Origin of the sequence: Roseomonas populi, assembly GCF_024594815.1 — a bacterium.
In the GTDB taxonomy this organism is placed as follows: Bacteria; Pseudomonadota; Alphaproteobacteria; order Acetobacterales; family Acetobacteraceae; genus Roseomonas; species Roseomonas populi.
Genome location: NZ_JANJOU010000035.1, coordinates 25,506 through 48,070, shown reverse-complemented (window position 1 = coordinate 48,070; position 22,565 = coordinate 25,506). Strand labels below are relative to the sequence as shown.

The following is a 22,565-nucleotide window of genomic DNA, read 5'->3' as shown; positions in this document are numbered from 1 at the left end:
CTCCGAAGGTCCCCGCTTAGTGCATCCGGGTCTCCGCAAGGAGGAGCCGCACGCGCCCGGCTGCCTCGGCACCCTTCCGCGCCTCCCGCCACGCGTTCTCCGCCACGCGCTGGTGGATCGTCACCGCCTCATCCGCGGCCGTGATCGTGCCGACGCCGAGCGCGGCCATGGGCGGACTGTCCGGCAGGAAGGGATTGGCGCAGAGATGCGCCCGCTCCCGCGCGCGGAGGACGATGAAGCCGCCGGTCGGCTCCGATTCCGTCAGCAGCCCGATCTGCAGGCCCATCGGCACGCTCTCCATCAGCGCGGCGACGTTCTCCACCTCCGCCCGCGCCGCCATCCGTGCGCGGTTCCGCCCGGCCTCCGAGAGCTGCAAGGCGGGAGCGACCCCGTCCAGCAGGAAGCTGCGCAGTGCGCGCTCTGTCACCATCGCGATGATGGATGGCCGCCGGGTCTGGTAGAGCCGCTTGCGCGCGGAGAGGAGGCCGAGCGCCTGCTCGGCGGCCGCGTGGAAGGCCACGCGCTCCGGCGCCGCTTCCGCCGCCTCGGCCATCGCTTCCGCGAGGGAGGCGTCGTAGGCGTCGCTCGTCACCAGGGTACAAAGGGCGCCGCCGAGCTGGAGGATCTGCTCGGCATCCTCCTCCACCTGGCGAAGCCGCTCCTGGAGCGCCAGCGGGCGTGAGAAGTACTCCACCCCGATCCCGAGGAGGGACAGGGGGGAGATCTTCAGCAGCTCCGCAAGCCGCCGGATCGTGTCCAGCTTGATGACCTCGCCCTTCTCGTAGCGGTAGAGCGCCGCCCGCGACACGCCGAGGCGTGCCGCGATCTCCTCCGCACGAAGTCCAGACTCCAGCCGATAGGCGCGCAACTGCTGCCCGATGTCGGCGAAGCGCATGGCTCGTCCCTCGATCACGGTAGCGGTCCCCCCCTGGCCAAGTCCGGTTGAGCGTATCTCATCATAATGGACTCATTTTTTAAAATGCGCTTTGCCTTGCGACAGCGCAACAACCATAGCGCACCCCCCAGCTTTTCCTATCCCAGCTTATGAGAGGCCATGATTTCAAGCGCTTTCACGAGAGCCGAGTGATCCTCCTGCCCGCCGCCAGCCGCCGAGACGGTGGAGAAAAGTTGCTGGGCCGAAGCCGTATGGGGAAGTGCGACTCCGAGTTCCCGCGCGGATTGCAACGCGAGGTTGAGGTCCTTTTGGTGCAGCGCGATGCGGAATCCCGGGTCGAAGGTCCGCTTGATCATGCGCTCGGCATGCACCTCCAGTATGCGGGAGGAGGCGAAGCCGCCCATCAGCGCTTCCCGCACCCGGGCAGGATCCGCGCCGGCCTTGCTGGCGAAGACCAGGGCCTCGGCCACCGCCTCGATGTTCAGCGCCACGATGATCTGGTTGGCCACCTTCGTGACCTGCCCGGCGCCGTTCTTCTCGCCCACCAGGGTGATGTTCTTTCCCATGGCCTGGAACAGGGGCAGTGCCTTGTCGAAGGCAGCCTTCGGCCCGCCCACCATGATCGTCAGCGCCGCGTTGCGGGCACCCACCTCGCCGCCTGAGACGGGGGCGTCCAGGTAGTCGCAGCCGCGCTCGTTCACCCGTGCGGCGAAGTCCACCGTCGCGGTCGGGCTGATCGAGGACATGTCGATCACCAGCGTCCCCGGCTTCAGCGCGGCGGCCACCCCGCCCTCGCCGAACAGCACGGCCTCCACGTCGGGCGTGTCCGGCACGATCATGATCACCACCTCGGCCGCCGCCGCCACCTCCGCGGGGGAGGGAAGGACGGTCGCGGCACCGCGAACCTCGTCCGTCAGGCTCGCCCGCTCGGGCACGAACACCTCGTGCCCGGCCTTCTGAAGGTTCAGCGCCATGGGGCGGCCCATGATGCCCAGGCCGATGAATCCGATTTTCATGCGCGTCGCTTCCTTTCTCTCGTTCCGTCTCAGCCGCGGTACGGGGCGAACCAGCCCAGCCCCTCCGCCGTGGTGCCGGCGGGCCGGTACTCGCACCCGATCCAGCCGCGGTAGCCCATCGCGTCGATCCGATCGAACACGAAGGGCCAGTTCACCTCGCCTGTTCCCGGCTCGTGCCGGCCGGGCGTATCGGCCACCTGGGCATGGGCGATCAGGGGCAGCAGCGCCTCGAAGCGCCGCGTCACGTCCCCCTCCGTCACCTGCGCGTGGTAGAGGTCGAACTGCAAACCCAGCCTCTCCGGCCCGACCGACTCAATGACGGCGGCTGCCTGGGCCGTGGTGTTCAGCATGTAGCCTGGGATGTCCCGGTGGTTGATCGGCTCGATCAGCGGCTTCACGCCCTGCGCCGCGCAGCGCTCGGCAGCCCAGGCGAGGTTGGTGGCGTAGGTTCCGACCAGCGTCTCCCGCGCCACCCCCGCCGGCGCCAGCCCGGCCATCACGTGCAGCCGGGGGCAGCCGATCTCGCCGGCCATGTCCAGCGCGCGGAGGATCGCGTCGCGAAACGCGCCCTCTCGCCCGGGCAGGGCCGCCAGGCCGCGCTCCCCCGCCCCGGGATCCCCCTGGGCGGCATTGAACAGCACCGCGGAGAGGCCCGCATCCCCCAGCCTCGCGCGGATCTCCGCCGCCGGGTGCCCCTCAGCGTGGAGGAACTCCACGGCCCCGAATCCCGCGGAGCGCGCGAGGGCGAAGCGCTCCAGGAACGGCGCCTCCGTGAACAGCAGCGAGATGTTGGCGGCGAAGCGGGGCATGGCAGCATTCCCTGTCGGCGCCACTCCTTGCCGGCGGCCCAATCGCCCCCACACTAACGCGATTCGGCCGGGCCCTGAACCCGCCCCGGCCGCTTCGGCGTCGCTGGCGCCCCGCCGGCGTTGGACCCGGAAGCCGCGGCGGGCGAGGATGCGCGCCGCCATACCCGGGAGTGTGCATGACCGACGACAAGCAGTTCCTGATCCGCCTGATCGGCGTCGTCGCGTTGGCGGCGCTGCTGGCGGGCTGCTTCCTCGTGCTGCGGCCCTTTCTCTCGGCCCTGCTCTGGGCGGCCATCCTCGCCTTCACCACCTGGCCGCTCTACCGGCTGCTGACGGACCGGGCAGGCCTCGGCCCCTCCTGGGCGGCGGCAGTGATGGTCGTGGTGATGATGCTGGTCATCGGCCTGCCTCTGGCCCTTGCCGCCCCGACGAACCGCGAGGAGATCGATGGCCTGCGGCACGCCGTGGAAAACTTCACCACGGATGGCCTGCCCGCCCTGGTGGACTGGATCGGCCGCCTGCCGATGGTCGGGCCCTTCCTGAAGGAGCGGCTGGATGCGGTGGACCTGGGCGTCGGCAACCTGCTCAGCGTCCTGCGGCCCTATCTCGGGAACGTCGCCCAGACGGCCTTCGGATTGGTCCTCTCCATCGTCTCCGGCGTGGCAGAGCTTCTGATCGCCATCCTCCTCTCCTTCTTCTTCTTCCGGGACGGCCCACGCATGGCCCAGGCGCTTGACCGCATGGCGGAGCGGGTGGCCGGCGGGCGGGGGCGGCGGCTGGTGGCACTGACGGGGGCGGTGACGCAGGGCGTGATCTACGGGTTGCTTGGCACCGCGGTGGTGCAGGGGGCGATGACGGCCTTCGGCCTCTGGCTCTCCGGCGTGCCGCAGCCGGCGCTCCTGGGGGTGCTGGCCGGGCTGATCTCCATCCTGCCGATCGGCGCGCCCGTGGTCTGGATTCCCGCCACCATCTGGCTGCTGGCCAGCGGCAGCACGGGCTGGGGCATCTTCATGGGCCTCTACGGCGCCTTCGGCATCTCCTCGGTGGACAACTTCATCCGGCCCTGGCTGATCTCCCGCGGGGCGGACCTGCCGCTGCTGCTGACGCTTCTCGGCGCGCTGGGCGGGGCGGTGGCCTTCGGGCTGCTCGGGCTCTTCCTTGGGCCGGTGCTGCTGGCCATCGTCTTCACCATCATCAAGGACTGGACCCAGGAGGGCGGCGGCCGCAGCGGGCCGATGGCCATGTGAGGCAGGATTGCGCCGGCGCGGGATTTGCTCGCCCAGTCCGGCGCAATCTTGGGACGGGGATGATGGCCTCCTCTGCGTTGCTCCGGGTGGACGGCCCGGCGGCTCTCCGCTAGGCGGAACGGCGTGCCCGCCTTCATCCTGTCACGCATCCTCCAGGCGATCCCGGTCATGCTGGCCGTGGCCCTCATCGCCTTCGCCCTCTTCGCCTTCGTCGGCGATCCCATCGCGACCATGCTCGGGCAGGAATTCACCCCGGCGCAGCGGGACGCGCTGGTGGCGGCGCTCGGCCTGGACCAGCCCGTGCCCGTGCAGTTCCTGCGCTTCGTCGGCCGGGCCCTGCAGGGCGAGTTCGGCCTCTCCTACCGTCTCTCCCGCCCGGTCTCGGACCTGATCCTGGAGCGGGCGCCGGCAACCCTCGAGCTCGCCCTCTGCGCCTCTGTCCTGGCCCTCGCGATCGGGATGCCCATGGGTGTCTACACCGGCCTCTACCCGCGCTCCCCGCTCAGCCGCTTCTTCCTCACTTTCAGTCTTGTCGGCGTCTCGCTGCCCACCTTCCTCATCGGCAGCCTGCTCATCCTCGTCTTCGCGGTCTGGCTGGGCTGGCTGCCCTCCTTCGGGCGGGGCGACACGGTGCAGCTGGGCTGGTGGAGCACGGGCTTCCTCACCGCCTCCGGCTGGAAGGCGCTGGTCCTGCCCTCCATCACCCTCGGCCTGTTCCAGCTGACCCTCATCATGCGCCTGGTGCGGTCGGAGATGCTGGAGGTGCTGAGGTCCGACTACATCAAGTTCGCCCGGGCCCGGGGCATCCAGCAGCGCGCCATCAACTTCGGCCATGCCCTGCGCAACACGCTGGTGCCGGTGATCACCATCGTCGGGCTCCAGCTCGGCTCCATCATCGCCTTCTCCATCGTGACGGAGACGGTGTTCCAGTGGCCGGGCATGGGCCTCCTCTTCATCCAGTCCGTCTCCTCGGCCGACATCCCGGTGATGGCGGCCTATCTCCTCCTCATCTCGGCGGTCTTCGTGACGATCAACCTGGTGGTGGACCTGCTCTACTACGCCGTGGACCCGCGGCTGCGCGCCGGGCGGGGGCACTGAGCCATGGCCGCGCTCTCCCGCTTCCTGGACAGCGATCTTTTCTGGTCGTTCCGCCGCACCCCCACCGCCGTGATCTCGGCGATCGTCGCTCTCGTCATCGTCGTGGCCGCGGCCTTCGCCCCATGGCTGGCCCCCTACAACCCCTTCGACCTCGCCAGCCTTGACCTCATGGACGCCTTCAACCCGCCGGCCTTCATGCCGGAAGGGTCGCTCGCCCACTTCTTCGGCACCGACGACCAGGGGCGGGACGTGCTCTCCGCCATCATGTACGGCGCCCGCGTCTCGCTTCTCGTCGGCGTCTCCGCCACGGCCTTCGCCCTGACGCTCGGCGTGCTGCTGGGCTTGCTGGCCGGCTACGCGGGCGGGGCGGTGGACGCCGTGCTGATGCGGATCGCCGACGTCCAGCTCACCTTCCCCAACATCCTCATCGCCCTGCTGGTGGACGGCGTGGCCCGCGCCGCCCTGCCGCGGGAGGTGCACGACGAGATCGCGGTGTACGTCGTCATCGTCGCGATCGGCATCTCGGACTGGCCGCGCTTCGCCCGCACCGTGCGCGGCTCCGCCCTGGTGGAGCGGAACAAGGAGTACGTGCTGGCGGCCCGCGTTATCGGCATCACCCCCGCGCGCATCATGCTCACCCATGTCCTGCCGAACGTGCTCGGCCCGCTGCTGGTCCTTGCCACGCTGAACCTCGGCCTCGCCATCGTGTCGGAGGCGACGCTCTCCTTCCTCGGCGTCGGCGTGCCGCCCACCCAGCCCAGCCTCGGCACCCTCATCCGCATCGGGAATGACTTCCTGTTCAGCGGAGAGTGGTGGATCACCGTCTTCCCCGGGCTGGCGCTGGTGGCGATGGTCCTGTCCGTGAATCTCCTGGGCGACTGGCTGCGCGACGCCCTGAACCCGAGGCTGCGATGACCGAGCCCCTCCTTCAGGTCCGGGACCTCGTCGTCGAGTTCCCCACGCGGCGCGGCACCCTGCGCGCGCTGGACAAGGTTTCCTTCGACATCGCGCCCGGCGAGGTGCTGGGTGTGGTGGGCGAGTCCGGCGCGGGGAAATCCATGACGGGTGCCGCCATCATCGGCCTGCTGGAGCCCCCTGGCCGCATCGCCGGTGGCTCCATTCACCTGCGCGGCCATCGGATCGACAACCTGCCGGCGCGGGAGATGCGGAAAATCCGCGGCAAGCGGATCGGCGCGATCTTCCAGGACCCGCTGACGACGCTGAACCCGCTCTACACCGTCGGCCGCCAGCTGACCGAGACGATGCAGACCCACCTCGACATCGACGCCGCCGAGGCCCGCCGCCGCGCGGTGGGCTGGCTGGAGGCGGTGGGTATCCCCGCCGCTGCCGAGCGGGTGGACGCCTATCCTCACCAGTTCTCCGGCGGCATGCGACAGCGCGTGGTGATCGCGCTCGCCCTCTGCGCCGAGCCGGAAATGGTCGTGGCGGACGAGCCCACGACGGCGTTGGACGTCTCCATCCAGGCCCAGGTCATCGCCCTGCTGAAGCGCCTTACACGGGAGAAGGGCACCTCCGTCATGCTCATCACCCACGACATGGGCGTGATCGCCGAGACGGCTGACCGCGTGGCGGTGATGTATGCCGGCCGCGTCGCGGAGATTGGCCCGGTCCGCTCCGTGGTGAAGGCCGCGGCGCACCCCTATTCGGCGGGCCTGATGGCCTCCATCCCGCCGCTCTCCCACAAGGTGGACGTGCTGCCCCAGATCGATGGCGCGATGCCGCGCCTGAACGCCATCCCCCAGGGCTGCGCCTATAACCCGCGCTGCCCGCATGTCTTCGACCGCTGCAAGGTGGAGCGCCCGGAACTGATCCCGGCCACTGAGACGCGGGCGGCCTGCTGGCTCTTCGACAGCCACGCGCCCCGGGAGCGGGCCCATGTCTGAGGCGTCCCCGATCTTCGAGGCGCGCGACCTCAGCCGCCACTTCGATGTTTCGAAGCCGGCCCTCCAGCGCCTCCTCGCGCGTGAGGGCAGGCGAACCCTGAAGGCCGTGGACGGCGTCTCCTTCGCCGTGCCGCGCGGCACCACGATGTCGCTGGTGGGCGAGAGCGGCTGCGGGAAGTCTACCGTCGCGCGGCTGGCCGTCGGCCTCTACGAGCCGAGCGACGGGCAGGCCCTTTTTGAGGGGCAGGACCTCGCGGCGGCGCGGAAATCCGTCTCCCAGCGCCGGCGCATGGGGATGATCTTCCAGGACCCCTATGCCAGCCTCAATCCGCGCTGGAGAGTGGCCGACATCATCGGGGAGCCGATCCGCGCCTTCGGCCTCGCCACCGGCGCGGCCCTGAAGGAGAAGGTGGGGTCGCTGCTGCGCCAGGTTGGCCTCTCCCCCGCCGATGGCGGCCGCTTCCCGCACGAGTTCTCCGGCGGCCAGCGGCAGCGCATCTCCATCGCCCGCGCGCTGTCCTCAAACCCCGAGTTCCTCGTCTGCGACGAGCCAACCTCGGCGCTCGACGTCTCCGTCCAGGCGCAGATCCTGAACCTGATGAAGCAGCTCCAGCGCGAGCTGGGCCTCACCTACCTCTTCATCTCCCACAACCTCGCGGTCGTGCGGCAGGTCAGCGACCGGGTAGGCGTGATGTATCTCGGCCGGATCGTGGAGGACGCGCCGGCGGAGACCCTCTTCACCGCGCCCCGCCACCCCTATACCCGCGCCCTGATGGAGGCGATCCCGGACCTGGACATGGCCGGGCGGGAGCGCCAGCCCGTGGGCGGCGAGGTGCCCAGCCCCATTTCCCCGCCTTCTGGCTGCACCTTCAACCCGCGCTGCCCCCTGGCCAATGACCGGTGCCGCGCGGAGCGCCCGGCCCTGATCGCAGCCCGCGGCACGCCGGAGACCCGCGTGGCCTGCCACGCCGTGGAGGAGGGGCGGGACGGGTTCGAGGCGCGGGCCGCCGCGTGAGGCCGGGGCATCGGCGCGCGGCCGAGAGCCGGACGCCCGGCCGTCAGGCCGTCGCCCGGGCCTGGCGCTCCAAGCGCCGCATCTCCTTGTAGTCGCCGATCACCACCCGCAGTGCCGCGACAAGCCCGTCCCGCTCCGTCGGCGCATCGCGCACCAGGGCCGGGTCGGGCGGTGCGACCCCGAGCGCCCGGGCCACGGCCGGCAGCAGCAGGGCGGAGGGTGCCGGCTCGACCGCGCTGCCGCCCCGGGTAGTGCGGAACCCCGCCACGAGCCGCTCCAGCGCCGGCAGTACCGCCTCGGGCCCGCCGGCGGCGGCGGCCGTTTCCGTCTCGTCCGGCACGGGGACGCCGAGCGCGAGGGCAAGGTTGGGCAGCAACAGGGGAAAGGCCTCAGCCCGCCCACCGCTCGTCTGGAGGGAGCGCCCGACATGCACGGCCATCCGACGCACCCGGTGGTCGAAGTCGCTCTCGTGCGCACGCAGGATCTGGTGAAGGAAGCTCGCCGTCGGCGAGTTGATCAGCTCCGGATCCTCCTCGAACAGCGCCCGGGTCAGGTCCGGGTTATCGCGCAACAGCGCGTGCAGCAGGGTCTGGTCGCAGGGCAGCGCCCCCCAATCGCTGGCCGCCCGCAGCTGGTCAGGGGTGATGGCGTCCAGCCGCTCCTGCCAGAGCCGCGCGATCCGCTGCGTGTCGGGATGCGCAAGGTTGGCGAAGAAGACCCCGTCATTGACGTCCCAGGGCTCCTCGCTGCCACCGGTGACGAGGATCATCGAGTGCTCCGCGTGGCCCGCCAGGTAGCCCGCGATGTCGAAGGACGGGTCGTGCACGAAGGCGTCTGCGTCCAGATGCAGGAACCAGCCCCGGTAGCCGAGATCGATCAGGTCGTTGAGGAAGAAGATGCGGTTGTAGCAGGCGTGCCAGGGATGGAAGCCGCGCAGCACCGCCTGCACGCTGGCGTAGCGGATGCCGTGCCGCAGGCAGAAGTCGCGGTTCGGCCGCGCGACGATGCGGAGCATGTCGAAGTACCGCTCAGGATCCGCCGACTGGATCATCACCATCGGCTCTTCCGGAATCTGCCTGAACATCGCGGGCCTCCCCGGGTGGGAGAATGCCTGCTCGTCCCGTCCTGGGCTACCCGCCAGCGTCCATCAGCGCACCACGAGCGACCTTGTTCAGCGCACCACGGGCACGACCGCCACGGCGCTGAAAGGCGAGCCCTCGACCAGCTTCGTGGACCAGGCCAGGTAGACGACGGCGTTCCGTCCCTCGTCGATGAAGCGGTGCACCCGGGTCTCCTTGAAGAAGAAGCTAGTGGAGCTCTCGTGGACCACCTCGCCCCGCTCCCCCCGCGCCGCGCCGGGCTGGATCTCAACCGGGCCGGTCGCGGCGCAGGAAAGGGCGAAGCGCGCCGGGTCCTCCGCCACCCCCACCATGCCGGAGATGCCGCCGGTGCGGGCCTGGCTGATGTAGCAGGCGACGTTCCGCACCTCCGGGTCCTCGAAGCGCTCCACCACAATCCTGTGGCTGCGCGTGAGGCCGAGATTCGTCAGCGCGGTGTTCACGTACCCGATCTGGGCCGTCTCGTCGGCGGCCGAGGCCGGGCCGGCGAGGGCAACGGACGCAAGCAGGGCGAGGGCGGTGCGGCGCATGGGTTTCTCTCCTGTCCCGGCCGCATAGCGCGCCGCCCCGCGCCGGGTTCCCCTTAGTCGCCGATCGCGACGCCTTCCCGCCGCGGGTCCGCACCGCCCTGCAGCCCCTCCGGGGTCACCCGGATCGCCTGCAGGCCGGATACCATCGGCCGCACCTCCACCCGGTGCCCCCGGGCCTGGAGATTGGGCGCCATCTCCGCCGCCGGCGTGCCCGCCTCCAGCTCCACCGCCGCGCCCACGGTCCCGACATGCGGCAGGGACACCGCCTCCTGCGCCGGAAGCCCCCAGTCCAGCATGCCCACGAGAGCCTGGGCGACGTAGCCGATGATGCGCGACCCGCCGGGGGAGCCGACCACGGCGAAGAGCCTGCCATCCCCGTCGAAGACCAGGCTGGGCGACATCGAGGAGCGCGGCCGCTTCCCGCCCTGCACCCGGTTGGCGATCGGCCTTCCCTCCAGGTCCGGGCGGAAGGAGAAGTCGGTCAGCTCGTTGTTCAGCACGAAGCCGCCCACCATCAGGCGCGCGCCGAAGGCGTCCTCCACCGTGGTGGTCATGGAGACCGCGTTCCCCGCGGCATCCACGATGGAGATATGGCTGGTGCCGTTCTCGACCGCTTCCGGCATGGGCGCCTGCCGAGTGGCCTCCCGCCAGCGCGGGTTGCCCGGGCGCGGCTCCGCGATGGCCCGGCCGGGGGTGACGAGCTGGGCGCGAAGGGTCAGATAGGCCGGGTCCAGCATCCCGCGCACGGGCGCCGGCACGAAATCCGTGTCGGCGAGGTACTGCGCCCTGTCCGCGAAGGCGAGGCGCCCGGCCTCCGCCAGCAGGTGCGCCGCCTCCGTGCCGCGGGGGTCCAGCCGCGGCACGTCGAAGTGTTCGAGCACGCCGAGGATCTGCCCCACGGTCACCCCGCCGGAGGAGGGCGGCGGAAAGCCGCAGACCCGGTAGCTGCGATAGGGCAGGCAGACGGGTTCCCTTTCCTTCGCAGCATAGGCGGCCAGGTCGTCCACCGTCATCAGCCCACCCTCGCCATGGCCGCGCACAGCGGTTGCGATCGAGGCGGCGATAGGCCCCCGGAGGAGCGCCGCCGCGCCCTGGCGGGCGATCTGGCGGAAGGTCTCGGCCAGCTCCGCGTTCCGCAACCGCTCCCCGGCGGCCAGCGGGCGGTTGCCGCCGTGCAGGAAGTAGTCGCGAGTCGAGGGATGCCGGGTCAGCCGCGGCGCGTCTTCCGCCACCGCCTCCGCCAGCCGGGCGGAGATGGGGAAGCCCTCATCCGCCAAGTCGATGGCCCGTTGCCAGAGCGACTCCCAGGGCAGCTTCCCGTGGCGGCGATGCGCCATCTCCAGCATCGCCACCGTGCCGGGCACGCCGACGCTGCGGCCCGAGAGCACGGCGTCGTAGAAGGGAAGGGGCGTTCCGTCCGGGCGCAGGAAGATGTCCGGACGGGCGGCGGCTGGGGCGGTCTCCCGCCCGTCGAAAGCTGAGGTGGTGCCGGTGGCAGCGTCCCAGTGCAGCATCAGTGCGCCGCCGCCGATCCCGCTGGATTGGGGCTCCACGAGGGTGAGGACGGCCTGTACGGCCACAGCGGCGTCCACGGCGCTCCCGCCGCGCCGCAGGGTCTCCAGCCCCGCCTCGGCCGCGAGCGGGTGGGCCGCGGCCACCATCTGCCGCTTGGGCGGGGCCTGCGCGAGGACCGGACCGGCGAGCACGACAAGGAAGGCGGCGATGATAGGGCGCATGGCCGACTCCGTAGCGAAGCGGGCTATCCTGCCCAGATGAACCCGCATGCCAAGGAGAATGCCCGCCGCGCCGCGGAGCGCCGGGGGCTGGACGCTGAGGCCCGCGCCGCCGGGGCTCTCGCGGCACGCGGCTGGACGGTGCTGGCCCGCCGCGCCCGCACGCCGGCCGGCGAGCTGGACCTCGTCGCGGAGCGCGAGGGCCTGCTGGCCTTCGTCGAGGTAAAGGCGCGGCCGAGCCTGGCGGAGGCGGCCGCCGCCCTCTCGATCAGGCAAAGGGTGCGGATCGTCGCGGCAGCGGAGGCATGGCTCGCCGCCAATCCGGGCCACGGCGCAGCCGGGATGCGCTTCGACGTGGTGCTGGTCGCGCCCGAGGGGCTGCGCCGCATCGCCGACGCCTTCCGCGCCGACGATTGAGTCAGCGGCTGTTTCAGGGCGCGGCGAGCACGCCGGCGCAGGCCGCGGGCAGCCGGGGCGGCGGGCCGGGCGGGCCACCGCGCGACGGATGGCGGGCCTCCGGCGTCAGCCACCAGGCTAGGCCGGCGTCGCACCCATCGCCGGGCGGCACCGGCGCCTGATCCCGGCATTCCGGGCTGCCGGCCGGGCAGCGCAGGCGGATGTGCAAATGGCTGTCATGGCCGCGCCAGGGCCGGACGAGCCGCAGCCAGGGCTCGCCCGCATGGGCGGCGCAGAGGCTGCGCTTGATCGCGTGGTTCACGAAGATCCGGTCCACCCCGGGCAGTTCCGCCGCCATGCGGATCAGCCGCGAATGCGCCTCGGTGAACAGGCGCGGATCGGCCATCGACTCATCGGGCAGGACGAGGGAGCGCTCCGGGATACTCTCCCGCGCTCTCGCGGGAACCAGCGGCTTCGGCGAGAGGTCCAGCCAGATGTCGGCATCCAGCCCGATCTGGTGGCTGGCATGGCCGAAGGGCAGCGGCCCGCCGCGCGGCTGGCCCATGTCGCCGATCCACAGGTCTGGCAGCCCGGCCGCGCGCGCCCGCCCGGCGAGCTGACGGAGAGCGGCGAGGAGGACGGGATGCCCCCAGTTCCGATTGCGGGAGAGCCGGACCACCTGCCACCCCGGCCCCTCCGGCGGCAGGGCCTCGGCCCCCGCGATGCAGCCAAGCGAGGTGCCGCCGATGCTGCGGGCGGGCCCGGGCAAGGATCCGTTCGCCGCGGCCCAGCGCGAGGCCGGCTGGGCCGCGGCCGGGGCGGCCGAAAGGAGGATGAGTGCGAGGGCGAGAAGGCGCGGTGGCATGCGCCATCCTGCGACGGCGACGGCGCCGCGGCCAGCCCGGCATCAGCCCTGGAAGCGGAAGGCCTCCGGCTGCGGCTCCTCGATCGGTGCCGCCGGGGCGGCGGGCGCTTGCGGCGCGGGCGCGCCGGCCTCTCGCGCCTTGGCCTCCACCTCGCGCAGCAGCCGGGTCATGGCCCCGACCACCGCGGGAAGCTGCGTCAGCGGTACGACGAGGATGCCGGTCCCGGCGGGCTGCCCCTTGCCGTCCTGCACGGCCATGGTGAGGCGGGCCACGCCGTAGCGCACCGTCGCTTCGGTCACGCCGTCGGCGAAGAGAGTCGGAAGTTCGGGCATCTCGGTCCTACTGCTCGCGGAAGGCACGGTGGAAGCTGTCGAGGAGAGGCTGGATCATGTAGCGCAGGAAGGATCGCTCGCCGACCTGGATCTGCGCCTCCACCGGCATGCCGGCGCGCAGCTCCACGTTCTCCAGCCGCGCGAGCTGGTCCTCGTCGATGGCGACGCGGGCGCGGTAGTACTCCTGGCCCGTCCGCTCCTCGATCGTCACGTCGCCCGCCACCATGGTGACGGAACCGTTGAGGAAGGGCACCAGGCGCTGCTTGAAGGCGGGCAGCCGGATCTCGGTCGTCAGCCCGGGATGCACCACGTCGATGTCGGTCGGGGCTACGCGCACCTCGGCGATCAGCTTGTCCCGCGCGGGCACCAGGTCCATCACCGGCTCGCCCGGGCGCACCACCGCGCCGTTGTTGAAGAAGCGGGCGTTCAGCACGGTGCCGTCCTCCGGCGCCAGGATCTCGCGCCGGGCGGAGACGTCCCGGGCCGCCCGCAGCTTCTCGTCCACGTCGTTGAGCTTGCCGCGCACGTCGCGCGCCTCGGTCGTCGTCTCCTGCATGCGCTGGTTCAGCGCCTGCCGGATCTGCGCCTCGGCCTCGGACACCTGGGCCGCCGCCCGATCCATCTGGGACCGGAGGTCGGCGATGGTGCCGTCCGCGGCGGCCAGCTGGCGCTGTAGGGCCAACAGGCGCGGGAAGCGCTCCAGGCCCTGTCGCACCAGGCCCTGCACGTCATTCTCCTCGCGCTGGAGAAGCTCGCGCTGCCGGCGCTGGCTGGCGATCTGCGCCTCGGCCGAGGCGCTGGCGGACTGGAACTGCAGGATCCGCTGCTCCAGCACCTGCAGCTGGCTGCGCAGGCTGGCCTGACGGGAGGCGAAGAGGATCCGCTGGCCCGCCATGGCCTCCCGCGCCCGCGGCTCGTCGGAGCCGACGAGTTCGGGCGGAAAGGCCACGTCGGAGGCGCCGGCAATCTCGGCGGCAACGCGGCTGTCCTGCGCCAGCAGGGCCCAGCGCTGCGCCAGAAGGGAGTCCTGCCCTGCCGTGGCCTGCACGTCGTCCAGCCGCAGCAGGGGCTGGCCGGCCTTCACCGTCTCGCCGTCGCGCACGAGGATCTCGCGGACGATGCCGCCCTCCAGGTGTGCGATGGTGCGGCGGTTGCCCTCCGCCTTGATCAGGCCGGGCGCGATCGCGGCCTCGCTGAGCGGCACGAGGACCGTGAAGGCGGTGAAGGCGCCGACGAAGGTGGCGAGCGCGGCGAAGCCGAGCAGCAGCGGCCCCCTGGTCCGCGGCCGGGGCATGTCCAGCACGAGGGGCGGGCGGGCCGCCGGGGCGGTGGAGATGCGGGCCGGCGGGAGGGCGCCGGGGGAGGTGGTCGCGATGCTCATGCGGCGACTCCGGGCTGTCCAGGGTTGGGGCCGGGTGCCCCGCCTTCAACCGGCGCCGCGACCTGCGCGGCGGGGGCGGGTTGGCCGGGTAGGCGCTCCGGGGCGTTCGGCTTGGGGGGAGCGACAGCGCGGGCGGAGAGGCGGGCCAGCACCTCGGCGCGGGGCCCGAAGAGCTCGGCCGCGCCGTCCCGCATCACCAGCACCTTGTCCACGCCGCGGATCAGGGAGGGGCGGTGGCTCACCAGTACCACCGTGGCGCCGATCGCCTTCAGCCCGGCCAGCCCTTCCAGCAGCCGCGCCTCCGCATCGCCGTCCAGACTGGAATCGGGCTCGTCCAGGATCACCAGCCGGGGGTCGCCGAACAGGGCGCGGGCGAGACCAACCATCTGCCGCTGCCCGCCGGAAAGCGCGCCCTCCACCACCTCCGTCTCGTAGCCCTGGGACAGGCGCAGGATCGCATCGTGGCAGCCCGCGAGCTTGGCGGCGCGGTACACGGCCTCCGGATCCGCATCCGGCAGCAGGCGGGCGATGTTGCGGAACACCGTGCCCTCGAACAGCTCGACGTCCTGCGGAAGGTAGCCGATGTGGCGACCCAGGTCCTCGCGCGGCCAGGTAGAAAGATCCGCGCCGTCCAGCCGCGCGGTGCCGTTCACCGGCGCCAGCGTACCCACCAGCAGCCGCAGCAGCGTGGTCTTGCCGGAGCCGGAGGGGCCGATGATGCCGAGGCTCTCGCCCGGCTCAAGGGCGAAGGTCACGCCCTTGATCACCGCCGTGTTCTGCCCGGGCGGGGCCCAGGTCAGACGCTCGGCGCTCAGCCGGCCGGTCGGGGCGGGCAGGGGCTCCGCCTCCGGCCGCAGCCGGGGCTGGGACAGGAAGGCGCGCAGGCGGCGATAGGACTGGCGCGCCTGCACCAGCCCCTTCCAGCCGCCGATCAGCTGCTCCACCGGCGCCAGCGCGCGGCCCATGATGATGGAGCCGGCGATGGCCGCACCGGAGGTCATCTGCTGGTGCAGGGTCAGGTAGGCGCCCACCCCCAGCACCGCGATCTGCACGGCCAGGCGGACGAACTTGGTGAGGCCGGAGAGGAAGGCCGAGCGGTCCGTGGCCTTCTGCTGCAGCGGCAGCGCCTCCGACACCCCGCCCTGCCAGAGCCGCAGCAGGGCCGGCAGCATGCCCATGGCGTCGGCCGCCTCCGCGTTGCGGGCGATGGCGTCCGCGCGCTTCTGGGAGGCCATGGCGGCCACGTTCGCCTTGCGCAGCGGGCCGGCGGTGGACAGCTCGGTGGCCAGCGCCAGGCCGAAGAGGATCACCGCGCCGGCGGTCGCGATGATGCAGAGGATGGGGTTCAGCAGGTAGATGACGAAGAGGTACACGGGCACCCACGGCACGTCGTAGACGGCCAGCGCCCCCGGCCCGGCGAGCCAGGCGCGGCAGGTGCCGAGGTCGCGCAGCACTTCCATCCGATAGGGCCGGTTGCGGAGCGTCGCCTCCAGCGCGCGCGCGAAGCCCTCCGGCGCCGTGCGGGCCTCCAGCCAGAGCGCCAGGCGCTGCATGGTCATGGACCGCACGCCCTCCAGCAGGGCCATGAGGCCGATGGCCGCCACCGCCACCACGGTAAGCCAGAGCAGCGTGTCCAGGCTGCGCGTGGCCAGCACCCGGTCGAAGACCTGCATCATATAGAGAGAGACGGTGAGCTGCAGCAGGTTCACGACGAGGCTGAACACCCCGACCGCCCCGAACTGGGCCCGGCAGGCTGAGAGAGCCCTGGTCAGTGCATCGGGCCGTGGCGGTTGAAGCATCCATTCCTCCTACCAGCGCCGGGCCCCTGCCGCGATGACAGGCGTGCGACGCCGAGGGTGGGTTAGCACGGGTTAGCGGGCCGAAAGTAAACTTTTCGTTTCAACTTTGCGTTGCAAATGTGTCACCGGTCCTCACCTTGGGAGAGGGGGCCGGCGACGCGAGAAAGGTCACTCGTTACGCCTCGATCCGTCCTCGGGTCGCGGCGTCCAGTATCAAGCCACAGGCGAGCGCCAGGAAGGAGAGCATCGTCAGCATGGCTGAGGCCACGAAGGTCGTCAGGGGCAGCATGAGGCCCGTCTCGAAATAGGTGGTCGCCACCGGGACGAACAGGGCGGCCGATACCAGGGCCAGCACCAAGGCCGCTAGCCCAAAGAACGGGAGGGGCCTCTCCCGCTGCACCAGGGCGAGGATGGTCCGCAGGATCCGGAACCCGTCCCTGTAGGTACGAAGCTTTGGGGCGGACCCGGCTGACCGCTCGCAAGAGGCCGTGCGAACCTCCCCGACGGGCAGGCAAAGCTTCAGCGTGTGAACTCCGTCTCGGATCCGGACCACGCGCCCCTTGCCCTGCCGCGCCTCCCACTGCGCCGGCCACGGCGACAGCCTCCGGCGTGTCGTCCGAGAAGTTGTTGTCCTAGACGTTGACCGTCGCGCCCGGCAGTGCCCCGCGGAGGCCGGCCACGACGCCCCCGATCGCCACCGCCACATTGCAGCAGGGGATCAGCACGGCCACCGCCCCATGCGCCCGCTCGCCCATGCCGGTTCCCTCCACACTCAGGCCTTGAATACGAAGCGACGGGAAAGGATGAAATTCCCCCCCATCCCCGCGAGCGAGCCCGCCGCCACGGCCAGGACGGGATGGGCCGCCGCCAGGGGCAGGTTGGCCACCATCAGGGCGTAGGTGCCGTAGTTCGCGGCGAAGCCCACGAGGTTCACGGCCAGGAACAGGGCCCATTGCCGCCCGAGCGCGCCCCGGCCGGCCGGCCGGCCCGCCTCCCGGAAGGTCCAGGCCCGGTTGAGCGCCCAGTTCCCCGTAGCTGCCGCCACGTAGGAGAGCGCCCGCCCGGCATAGAGGTCCAGGCCGGCGGCGAGCGACGCGTAGAGCACGGCCGTGTCCACCACGAAGCCGACCGTCCCCACGACGCCGAAGCGAAGGAATTGCGCGGCCAGGGCACGCCGCGGCGGCGGCAGGAACCGGTCCCAGAGGAGGGCAGGGGGCATCGGACGCCCCCTTAGCGGCTGGAAGTCCCGGCGTGAAGGCGGCTGCCCCACGCGGGGCTTGCGCCCGCCGCCCGGCTGCGCTTGCCTTCCCGCGATCCCCCTCTCCCCCAGCCCATCCCTCAACCATTCCGCAAGGACAGTCCGCCGCATGCCCACGGATCGTCGTCGCTTCCTCGCCGGCGCCATGGCCGGTTCCGGCCTCGTCACGGGGGGGCTGACCGCCGGAAGCCTCGCCACGGGCGGGTTCGCGCGGCCGGCCCTGGCCCAGGCCGCGGGCAGCCGCGTGCTGAAGTTCATCCCGCAGTCCGACGTGGCCGTGACGGACCCGATCATCACCACCGCCTACGTCTCGCGCCACCACGGTTATCTGCTGTGGGATACTCTCTACGGCTTCGACGAGGACTTCAGCCCGCAGCCCCAGATGGCCGCCGGTCACAAGGTTGAGGAGGACGGGAAGCGCGTCACCATCACGCTCCGCCCGGGGATGAAGTGGCACGATGGCGGCGCGGTGACGGCGAAGGACTGCGTCGCCTCCATCCGCCGCTGGGCCGCGCGCGATGCGCTGGGCCAGGTGCTGATGGCCCGCACGGACGCGCTGGAGGCGGCTGACGACCTGAACATCGTTTTCCGGCTGAAGCAGCCCTTCCCCATGCTCTTCTCCGCGCTGGGCAAGCCGAGCACGCCGGTCTGCTTCATGATGCCGGAGCGGATCGCGCAGACCGATCCTGCCCAGCCGATCAAGGAGCTGATCGGCAGCGGCCCGTTCCGCTGGAAGGCCGATGAGCGCGTGCCCGGCTCGCGCGTGGTGTATGAGCGCTTCGCCGACTACGTGCCGCGTGCGGACGGCAACGTGAGCTGGACCGCGGGGCCGAAGCGCGTGAACCTCGATCGCGTGGAGTGGCACGTCATCCCCGACGCCTCCACGGCCTCCAACGCGCTGACCAATGGTGAGATGGACTGGTGGGAGCAGCCCACCGCCGACCTGCAGCCCACGCTGCGCCGCAACCGCAACGTGGTGATGGAGATCCCCGATCCTACGGGCCTCTGTGCCGTGGCCCGGTTCAACTTCCTCCACCCGCCCTTCAACAACCCGGCCATCCGCCGCGCGCTCCTCGGCGGCGTCGTGCAGGGCGACTTCATGACGGCCGTCATCGGCACGGACCGCTCGCTCTGGAAGGACGGGAACGGCTATTTCCCGCCCGGCACGCCGCTGGCGAACGACGTGGGGATGGAGGCGCTGACCAGCCCGCGCGACTACGAGAAGGTGAAGCGGGACCTCGCCGCGGCCGGCTACAAGGGCGAGAAGGTCGTGCTGCTGGCGGCCTCGGACTTCCCCTCGCTCAACGCGCTGGCGCAGGTCGGCCACGACATGCTGACCAAGTGCGGGATGAACGTGGAGTTCGTCTCCACCGACTGGGGCAGCGTGGTGCAGCGCCGCGCCAGCAAGGAGGCCGCGGACAAGGGCGGCTGGAGCATGTTCTTCACCTTCTGGGCGGGGCTGGACATGATCAACCCCGGCGTCAGCCAATCCCTCCGCGGCAACGGCCAGTCCGCCTGGTTCGGCTGGCCCACCATGCCCCGGCTGGAGGAACTGCGGACCTCCTGGTTCGACGCGCCGGACCTCGATGGCCAGAAGAAGGTGGCCGAGGAGATCCAGAAGGTCGCTTTCGAGGAGGTGCCCTACCTGCCGCTGGGCCAGTACTTCCAGGCCACGGCCTACCGGCGGAACATCTCCTCCGTCCCGAAGGGCTTCCCAATGTTCTGGAGCGTGCAGAAGACCGCCTAAGGCGTCGCCGGGCTTGCCCCGGCGCCTCCCATCCTGCTCACATGGACGTCAGGACATGGAGCGGGATGGATGATCGGACGTCGCCACCTTCTGGGGGCCGCCGGCACGGCCGGCATCGCGCCCTTCGCGGGCAGCCGGCCCGCCCTGGCCCAGCCGGCCGGCGCCCGCGTGCTGAAGATGGTGCCCCAGGCCAACCTGACCAGCCTGGACCCGGTCTGGACCACCGCGAACATCACCCGCAACCACGGGTACATGGTCTACGACAACCTCTACGGCATGGATGCGGGCTTCCGGCCTCAGCCCCAGCTCGCCGAAGGCCATGTGGTGGAGGATGACGGCAAGCGGGTGGTCATCACCCTGCGCCAGGGACCGAAGTTCCACGACGGCGAGCCGGTGCGCGCCGCCGATTGCGTGGCCAGCCTGAACCGCTGGATGAAGCGGTCGCCCGTGGCGCAGAAGCTGGCGGAGTTCGTGGACGAGCTTTCCGCTCCGGACGACCGGCGGATCCAGTTCCGGCTGAACCGACCCTTTCCCTTCCTCTTCTCCGCGCTCGCCCAGGTCAGCAACAGCCCGGCCTTCGTCATGCCGGAGCGGGTGGCGAAGACGGATCCCTTCCAGCAGATCCGCGAGACGGTCGGAAGCGGCCCGTTCCGCTTCAAGCGGGACGAGTTCAATTCGGGCAGCCTCGTCGTCTACGAGCGCAACCCTGACTACAGCCCCACCCCCGCCGGGACGCCGAGCCTGACGGCAGGCCCGAAGATCGTCCATTTCGACCGGGTGGAGTGGCAGATCATCACCGATGCCTCCACCGCTGCCGCCGCGCTGCAGGCCGGGGAGATCGACTGGTTTGAGCAGCCACCTCCGGAAATCCAGCAGCTCCTCCGCCGTAACCGCGCCCTGTCCGTGGAGCCGGTGGACCCGCTCCCGCTCCTCGGCATCCTTCGGTTCAACCACCTCTTCGAGCCGTTTAAGGACAAGAGGATGCGCCAATCCATCCTGCCGGCGGTGGATCAGGCCGACTTCATGCAGGCCATCGTCGGCACGGATCCCGGGCTGTGGGAGCGCAGCGGCATCTTCACCCCCGGCACGCCGTTGGCGAGCGACGTAGGGATGGAGCCGCTCTACGGCCCCCGCAGCCTGGACCGGGCGAAGGCGCTGATGAAGGAGGCGGGCTACACGAACCAGCCGATGCGGCTGCTAGGGCCCACCGACATCCTCGCCCCCTCCGCCATGACGCAAGTGGGGGCCGATCTCGTCCGGCGCCTGGGCTACAACGCCGACATCGTGCTGACGGACTGGGGCACGACCGTGCAGCGCCGCACGAGCAAGGAGACCTTGGACAAGGGCGGGTGGAGCATGACCTTCACCTCTTTCTCCTCATTCGATTTCGTCGATCCCTCCGCTCATTTTCCGCTGCGCGGCAACGGGGCGAATGCATGGCCGGGCTGGCCCGACATCCCCGAGCTGGAGCGGCTGCGGAACGAGTGGTTCGTGGCGCCGAATCCGGAGGAGGCGAAGCGCATCGCCGGCCAGATGCAGCGCGTGGCCATGGAGGAGGTCCCCTATGTCCCCGTTGGTGCCTACAAATCCCTGACCGGCATCCGCCGCGACCTGCGGGACCGCGTGCCGGGCTTCGCGATCTTCTGGAACCTGAAGCGCGGCTGAGGAAGGGGGCTGGCACGGGGCGTGCAAGGTCCGCGCCCAGATACCCGGCCGGATGAGGCGGGTCTTTGTGGCGGGGCCGCCGCTTTTGGGGCAGGCTCCTCCACCAGGGATGCAACGGGCACGGCAAAGGCCGGCCACTTGGGGGCTTTTCGATGGATCGTCGTTCGTTCCTGAAGACCGGCAGCGGCCTAGCCGCCCTAACCCTGCCGGCCGGGCTCTCCGCCCCGGCGCTCTCGCAGGGGGCTGCCGCCCGCACGCTGCGCTTCGTACCCCAGGCCAACCTGGCGAACTTCGACCCGATCTGGGGCACGCAGTACGTCGTCCGCAACGCCGCCGCGATGGTCTGGGACACGCTTTACGGCCTGGACGACAAGCTCCAGCCGCAGCGCCAGATGGTGGAGAGCGAGCAAGTCTCGCCGGACGGGTTGACCTGGACCTTCCAGCTGCGTTCGGGCCTGAAGTTCCACGACGGCACGCCCGTGCTCTCGAAGGATGTCGTCGCCAGCCTCGCGCGCTGGTCCGCGCGCGACCCAATGGGCCAGATGATCAAGGCCCTTCAGAATGAGCTCGTGACGGTGGACGACAGCACCTTCCGCTGGTCGCTCAAGGCGCCCTACCCGAAGATGCTCTACGCCCTGGGGAAGGTGAACAGCCCCTGCTCCTTCATCATGCCGGAGCGAATCGCGAAGACCGATCCCTTCCAGCAGATCACGGAGTTCGTTGGCTCCGGCCCCTACCGCTTCGTCCGGAACGAGTGGGTGCCGGGCGCCAAGGCGGTGTTTGAGAAGTTCGCGGACTACCAGCCCCGGAGCGAGCCCGCCTCATGGACCGCCGGCGGCAAGCGCGTGATGGTGGACCGCGTGGAATGGGTGGTGATGCCGGACGCCGCCACCGCCGCCGCCGCGCTGCAGAATGGCGAGGTGGACTGGTGGGAGCAGCCCATCAGCGACCTGATGCCGCTGCTGAAGCGCAACCGGAACATCGCCTCCGACATCGGCGATCCCTTCGGCAACATCGGCACGCTGCGAATGAACCACCTGCTGCCGCCCTTCAACGACGTGCGCGCGCGCCGCGCCGTGCTGATGGCGGTGGACCAGGCCGACGTCATGCGCGCAGTGGCGGGCGACGACGACACGCTGTGGAGGCGCCTGCCGAGCTTCTTCACCCCGGGCACGCCGATCTACCCCGAGGAGGGCGGCGACATCATGAAGGGGCCGCGCAACATCGAGGCGGCGAAGAAGCTCCTCGCCGAGAGCGGCTACAAGGGCGAGCCCGTGGTGATGCTCGTCGCGCAGGACCAGCCGATCACCAAGGGGCAGGGCGACGTGACGAGCGAGCAGCTCCGTAAGATCGGCCTCAACATCGACTATGTCGCGACAGACTGGGGCACGGTCGGCAGCCGCCGCGCAGTGAAGAGCCCGACGAGCCAGGGCGGCTGGAACATCTTCTTCTCGTGGCATGCCGGCGTGGACTGCATCAATCCCGCCGCCTACACCGCGATACGCACCAACGGCGAGGGCGCCTGGTTCGGCTGGCCGAAGAGTGACACGGTGGAGGCCAAGCGCGACGCCTGGTTCGCCGCCGCGACCTTGGAGCAGGAGAAGGCAGCCATGGCAGAGCTGAACAAGGCCGCCTTCGACGACGTGGTCTTCTGCCCCACCGGTTTCTTCTCCTCCTACACCGCCTGGCGCCGCAACGTGTCCGGCGTGGTGAAGGGGCCGCTGCCCTTCTTCTGGGGCGTGAGCAAGAGCTAAGG

General features: G+C 70.9%; 22 protein-coding genes. 9 read left to right on the top strand and 13 right to left on the bottom strand.

The window, feature by feature from the left end; translation table 11 throughout:
• Positions 1–16 precede the first annotated feature (16 nt).
• The 3 genes from NRP21_RS26000 to otnI all read right to left on the bottom strand — a co-directional run bounded on the left by NRP21_RS26000 (position 17) and on the right by otnI (position 2,720).
• On the bottom strand, positions 17–895 hold the full coding sequence (locus NRP21_RS26000; RefSeq protein ID WP_257719165.1) for a helix-turn-helix domain-containing protein: 879 nt from the start codon (positions 893–895) through the stop codon (positions 17–19).
• A 137-nt stretch (positions 896–1,032) separates the two neighbouring features.
• Positions 1,033–1,911: a 2-hydroxy-3-oxopropionate reductase gene (locus NRP21_RS25995; RefSeq protein WP_408639667.1), complete on the bottom strand. Its 879-nt coding sequence runs from the start codon at positions 1,909–1,911 to the stop codon at positions 1,033–1,035.
• A gap of 29 nt (positions 1,912–1,940) precedes the next feature.
• Entirely contained in the window at positions 1,941–2,720 is a 780-nt protein-coding gene (gene otnI, locus NRP21_RS25990; protein WP_257719155.1) for a 2-oxo-tetronate isomerase, read from the bottom strand.
• 176 nt (positions 2,721–2,896) lie between these two features.
• Between otnI and NRP21_RS25985 the strand changes: the two genes are divergently transcribed.
• The 5 genes from NRP21_RS25985 (at position 2,897) to NRP21_RS25965 (ending at position 7,984) form a co-directional block, all read left to right on the top strand.
• A complete protein-coding gene (locus NRP21_RS25985; protein ID WP_257719154.1) occupies positions 2,897–3,967 on the top strand; it encodes an AI-2E family transporter in 1,071 nt (356 codons plus the stop codon).
• Positions 3,968–4,090: 123 nt separating this feature from the next.
• Positions 4,091–5,065, top strand: coding sequence for an ABC transporter permease (locus NRP21_RS25980; protein WP_257719153.1), 975 nt, complete (start codon positions 4,091–4,093; stop codon positions 5,063–5,065).
• A 3-nt stretch (positions 5,066–5,068) separates the two neighbouring features.
• Complete coding sequence (locus NRP21_RS25975; RefSeq protein WP_257719152.1) at positions 5,069–5,980, top strand: ABC transporter permease; 912 nt, start codon at positions 5,069–5,071, stop codon at positions 5,978–5,980.
• A complete protein-coding gene (locus NRP21_RS25970) occupies positions 5,977–6,969 on the top strand; it encodes an ABC transporter ATP-binding protein (protein WP_257719151.1) in 993 nt (330 codons plus the stop codon). Before NRP21_RS25975 ends, NRP21_RS25970 begins: the two co-directional genes overlap by 4 nt.
• A complete protein-coding gene (locus tag NRP21_RS25965; RefSeq protein ID WP_257719150.1) occupies positions 6,962–7,984 on the top strand; it encodes an ABC transporter ATP-binding protein in 1,023 nt (340 codons plus the stop codon). The genes NRP21_RS25970 and NRP21_RS25965 overlap by 8 nt, the downstream gene beginning before the upstream one ends.
• A 43-nt stretch (positions 7,985–8,027) precedes the next feature.
• Here the strand turns inward: NRP21_RS25965 and NRP21_RS25960 are convergent, their stop codons facing one another.
• From NRP21_RS25960 to ggt, 3 genes are all read right to left on the bottom strand, one after another.
• On the bottom strand, positions 8,028–9,068 hold the full coding sequence (locus tag NRP21_RS25960; RefSeq protein WP_257719149.1) for a hypothetical protein: 1,041 nt from the start codon (positions 9,066–9,068) through the stop codon (positions 8,028–8,030).
• A gap of 87 nt (positions 9,069–9,155) precedes the next feature.
• Entirely contained in the window at positions 9,156–9,632 is a 477-nt protein-coding gene (locus tag NRP21_RS25955; protein WP_257719148.1) for a CreA family protein, read from the bottom strand.
• A gap of 53 nt (positions 9,633–9,685) precedes the next feature.
• A complete protein-coding gene (ggt, locus tag NRP21_RS25950; protein WP_257719147.1) occupies positions 9,686–11,368 on the bottom strand; it encodes a gamma-glutamyltransferase in 1,683 nt (560 codons plus the stop codon).
• A 36-nt stretch (positions 11,369–11,404) separates the two neighbouring features.
• On the opposite strand from ggt, the gene NRP21_RS25945 reads away from it, so the two are divergent.
• Positions 11,405–11,782: a YraN family protein gene (locus tag NRP21_RS25945; RefSeq protein ID WP_257719146.1), complete on the top strand. Its 378-nt coding sequence runs from the start codon at positions 11,405–11,407 to the stop codon at positions 11,780–11,782.
• A gap of 13 nt (positions 11,783–11,795) precedes the next feature.
• On the opposite strand, the gene mepA is transcribed toward NRP21_RS25945, so the two are convergent.
• The 7 genes from mepA to NRP21_RS25910 form a co-directional block, all read right to left on the bottom strand.
• Positions 11,796–12,626: a penicillin-insensitive murein endopeptidase gene (gene mepA / locus NRP21_RS25940; protein ID WP_257719145.1), complete on the bottom strand. Its 831-nt coding sequence runs from the start codon at positions 12,624–12,626 to the stop codon at positions 11,796–11,798.
• Positions 12,627–12,668: 42 nt separating this feature from the next.
• Positions 12,669–12,959, bottom strand: coding sequence for a hypothetical protein (locus NRP21_RS25935; protein ID WP_257719144.1), 291 nt, complete (start codon positions 12,957–12,959; stop codon positions 12,669–12,671).
• Between the two features lie 7 nt (positions 12,960–12,966).
• Entirely contained in the window at positions 12,967–14,340 is a 1,374-nt protein-coding gene (locus NRP21_RS25930) for an HlyD family type I secretion periplasmic adaptor subunit (RefSeq protein ID WP_257719143.1), read from the bottom strand.
• Positions 14,337–16,139: a type I secretion system permease/ATPase gene (locus NRP21_RS25925; RefSeq protein ID WP_257719142.1), complete on the bottom strand. Its 1,803-nt coding sequence runs from the start codon at positions 16,137–16,139 to the stop codon at positions 14,337–14,339. The genes NRP21_RS25930 and NRP21_RS25925 overlap by 4 nt, the downstream gene beginning before the upstream one ends.
• A gap of 175 nt (positions 16,140–16,314) precedes the next feature.
• Positions 16,315–16,497, bottom strand: coding sequence for a hypothetical protein (locus NRP21_RS25920; RefSeq protein WP_257719141.1), 183 nt, complete (start codon positions 16,495–16,497; stop codon positions 16,315–16,317).
• A 274-nt stretch (positions 16,498–16,771) separates the two neighbouring features.
• Complete coding sequence (locus tag NRP21_RS25915; protein ID WP_257719140.1) at positions 16,772–16,894, bottom strand: hypothetical protein; 123 nt, start codon at positions 16,892–16,894, stop codon at positions 16,772–16,774.
• 17 nt (positions 16,895–16,911) lie between these two features.
• Entirely contained in the window at positions 16,912–17,358 is a 447-nt protein-coding gene (locus NRP21_RS25910) for a GtrA family protein (protein ID WP_257719139.1), read from the bottom strand.
• Positions 17,359–17,542: 184 nt separating this feature from the next.
• On the opposite strand from NRP21_RS25910, the gene NRP21_RS25905 reads away from it, so the two are divergent.
• The 3 genes from NRP21_RS25905 to NRP21_RS25895 all read left to right on the top strand — a co-directional run bounded on the left by NRP21_RS25905 (position 17,543) and on the right by NRP21_RS25895 (position 22,563).
• Positions 17,543–19,144 carry an ABC transporter substrate-binding protein gene (locus tag NRP21_RS25905; RefSeq protein WP_408639670.1) on the top strand — a complete coding sequence of 534 codons (1,602 nt, stop codon included), beginning with the start codon at positions 17,543–17,545 and terminating at the stop codon, positions 19,142–19,144.
• Positions 19,145–19,213: 69 nt separating this feature from the next.
• The gene (locus tag NRP21_RS25900) at positions 19,214–20,809 is read left to right on the top strand and encodes an ABC transporter substrate-binding protein (protein ID WP_257719137.1); all 1,596 of its coding nucleotides are present in this window, start codon (positions 19,214–19,216) and stop codon (positions 20,807–20,809) included.
• A 152-nt stretch (positions 20,810–20,961) separates the two neighbouring features.
• Positions 20,962–22,563: an ABC transporter substrate-binding protein gene (locus NRP21_RS25895; protein ID WP_257719136.1), complete on the top strand. Its 1,602-nt coding sequence runs from the start codon at positions 20,962–20,964 to the stop codon at positions 22,561–22,563.
• Positions 22,564–22,565: the final 2 nt, after the last annotated feature.

Bases quoted from the DNA above. Each gene is read 5' to 3' on its own strand.
- NRP21_RS25895 (WP_257719136.1), top strand. From the start codon at position 20,962: ATGGATCGTCGTTCGTTCCTGAAGACCGGCAGCGGCCTAGCCGCCCTA.
- NRP21_RS25935 (WP_257719144.1), bottom strand. From the start codon at position 12,959: ATGCCCGAACTTCCGACTCTCTTCGCCGACGGCGTGACCGAAGCGACG.
- otnI (WP_257719155.1), bottom strand. From the start codon at position 2,720: ATGCCCCGCTTCGCCGCCAACATCTCGCTGCTGTTCACGGAGGCGCCG.
- NRP21_RS25975 (WP_257719152.1), top strand. From the start codon at position 5,069: ATGGCCGCGCTCTCCCGCTTCCTGGACAGCGATCTTTTCTGGTCGTTC.
- NRP21_RS25955 (WP_257719148.1), bottom strand. From the start codon at position 9,632: ATGCGCCGCACCGCCCTCGCCCTGCTTGCGTCCGTTGCCCTCGCCGGC.
- NRP21_RS25970 (WP_257719151.1), top strand. From the start codon at position 5,977: ATGACCGAGCCCCTCCTTCAGGTCCGGGACCTCGTCGTCGAGTTCCCC.
- NRP21_RS25910 (WP_257719139.1), bottom strand. From the start codon at position 17,358: ATGCCCCCTGCCCTCCTCTGGGACCGGTTCCTGCCGCCGCCGCGGCGT.
- NRP21_RS25925 (WP_257719142.1), bottom strand. From the start codon at position 16,139: ATGCTTCAACCGCCACGGCCCGATGCACTGACCAGGGCTCTCTCAGCC.
- NRP21_RS25930 (WP_257719143.1), bottom strand. From the start codon at position 14,340: ATGAGCATCGCGACCACCTCCCCCGGCGCCCTCCCGCCGGCCCGCATC.
- ggt (WP_257719147.1), bottom strand. From the start codon at position 11,368: ATGCGCCCTATCATCGCCGCCTTCCTTGTCGTGCTCGCCGGTCCGGTC.
- NRP21_RS25960 (WP_257719149.1), bottom strand. From the start codon at position 9,068: ATGTTCAGGCAGATTCCGGAAGAGCCGATGGTGATGATCCAGTCGGCG.
- NRP21_RS25905 (WP_408639670.1), top strand. From the start codon at position 17,543: ATGGCCGGTTCCGGCCTCGTCACGGGGGGGCTGACCGCCGGAAGCCTC.
- NRP21_RS26000 (WP_257719165.1), bottom strand. From the start codon at position 895: ATGCGCTTCGCCGACATCGGGCAGCAGTTGCGCGCCTATCGGCTGGAG.
- NRP21_RS25915 (WP_257719140.1), bottom strand. From the start codon at position 16,894: ATGGGCGAGCGGGCGCATGGGGCGGTGGCCGTGCTGATCCCCTGCTGC.
- mepA (WP_257719145.1), bottom strand. From the start codon at position 12,626: ATGCCACCGCGCCTTCTCGCCCTCGCACTCATCCTCCTTTCGGCCGCC.
- NRP21_RS25985 (WP_257719154.1), top strand. From the start codon at position 2,897: ATGACCGACGACAAGCAGTTCCTGATCCGCCTGATCGGCGTCGTCGCG.
- NRP21_RS25965 (WP_257719150.1), top strand. From the start codon at position 6,962: ATGTCTGAGGCGTCCCCGATCTTCGAGGCGCGCGACCTCAGCCGCCAC.
- NRP21_RS25945 (WP_257719146.1), top strand. From the start codon at position 11,405: ATGAACCCGCATGCCAAGGAGAATGCCCGCCGCGCCGCGGAGCGCCGG.
- NRP21_RS25900 (WP_257719137.1), top strand. From the start codon at position 19,214: ATGATCGGACGTCGCCACCTTCTGGGGGCCGCCGGCACGGCCGGCATC.
- NRP21_RS25995 (WP_408639667.1), bottom strand. From the start codon at position 1,911: ATGAAAATCGGATTCATCGGCCTGGGCATCATGGGCCGCCCCATGGCG.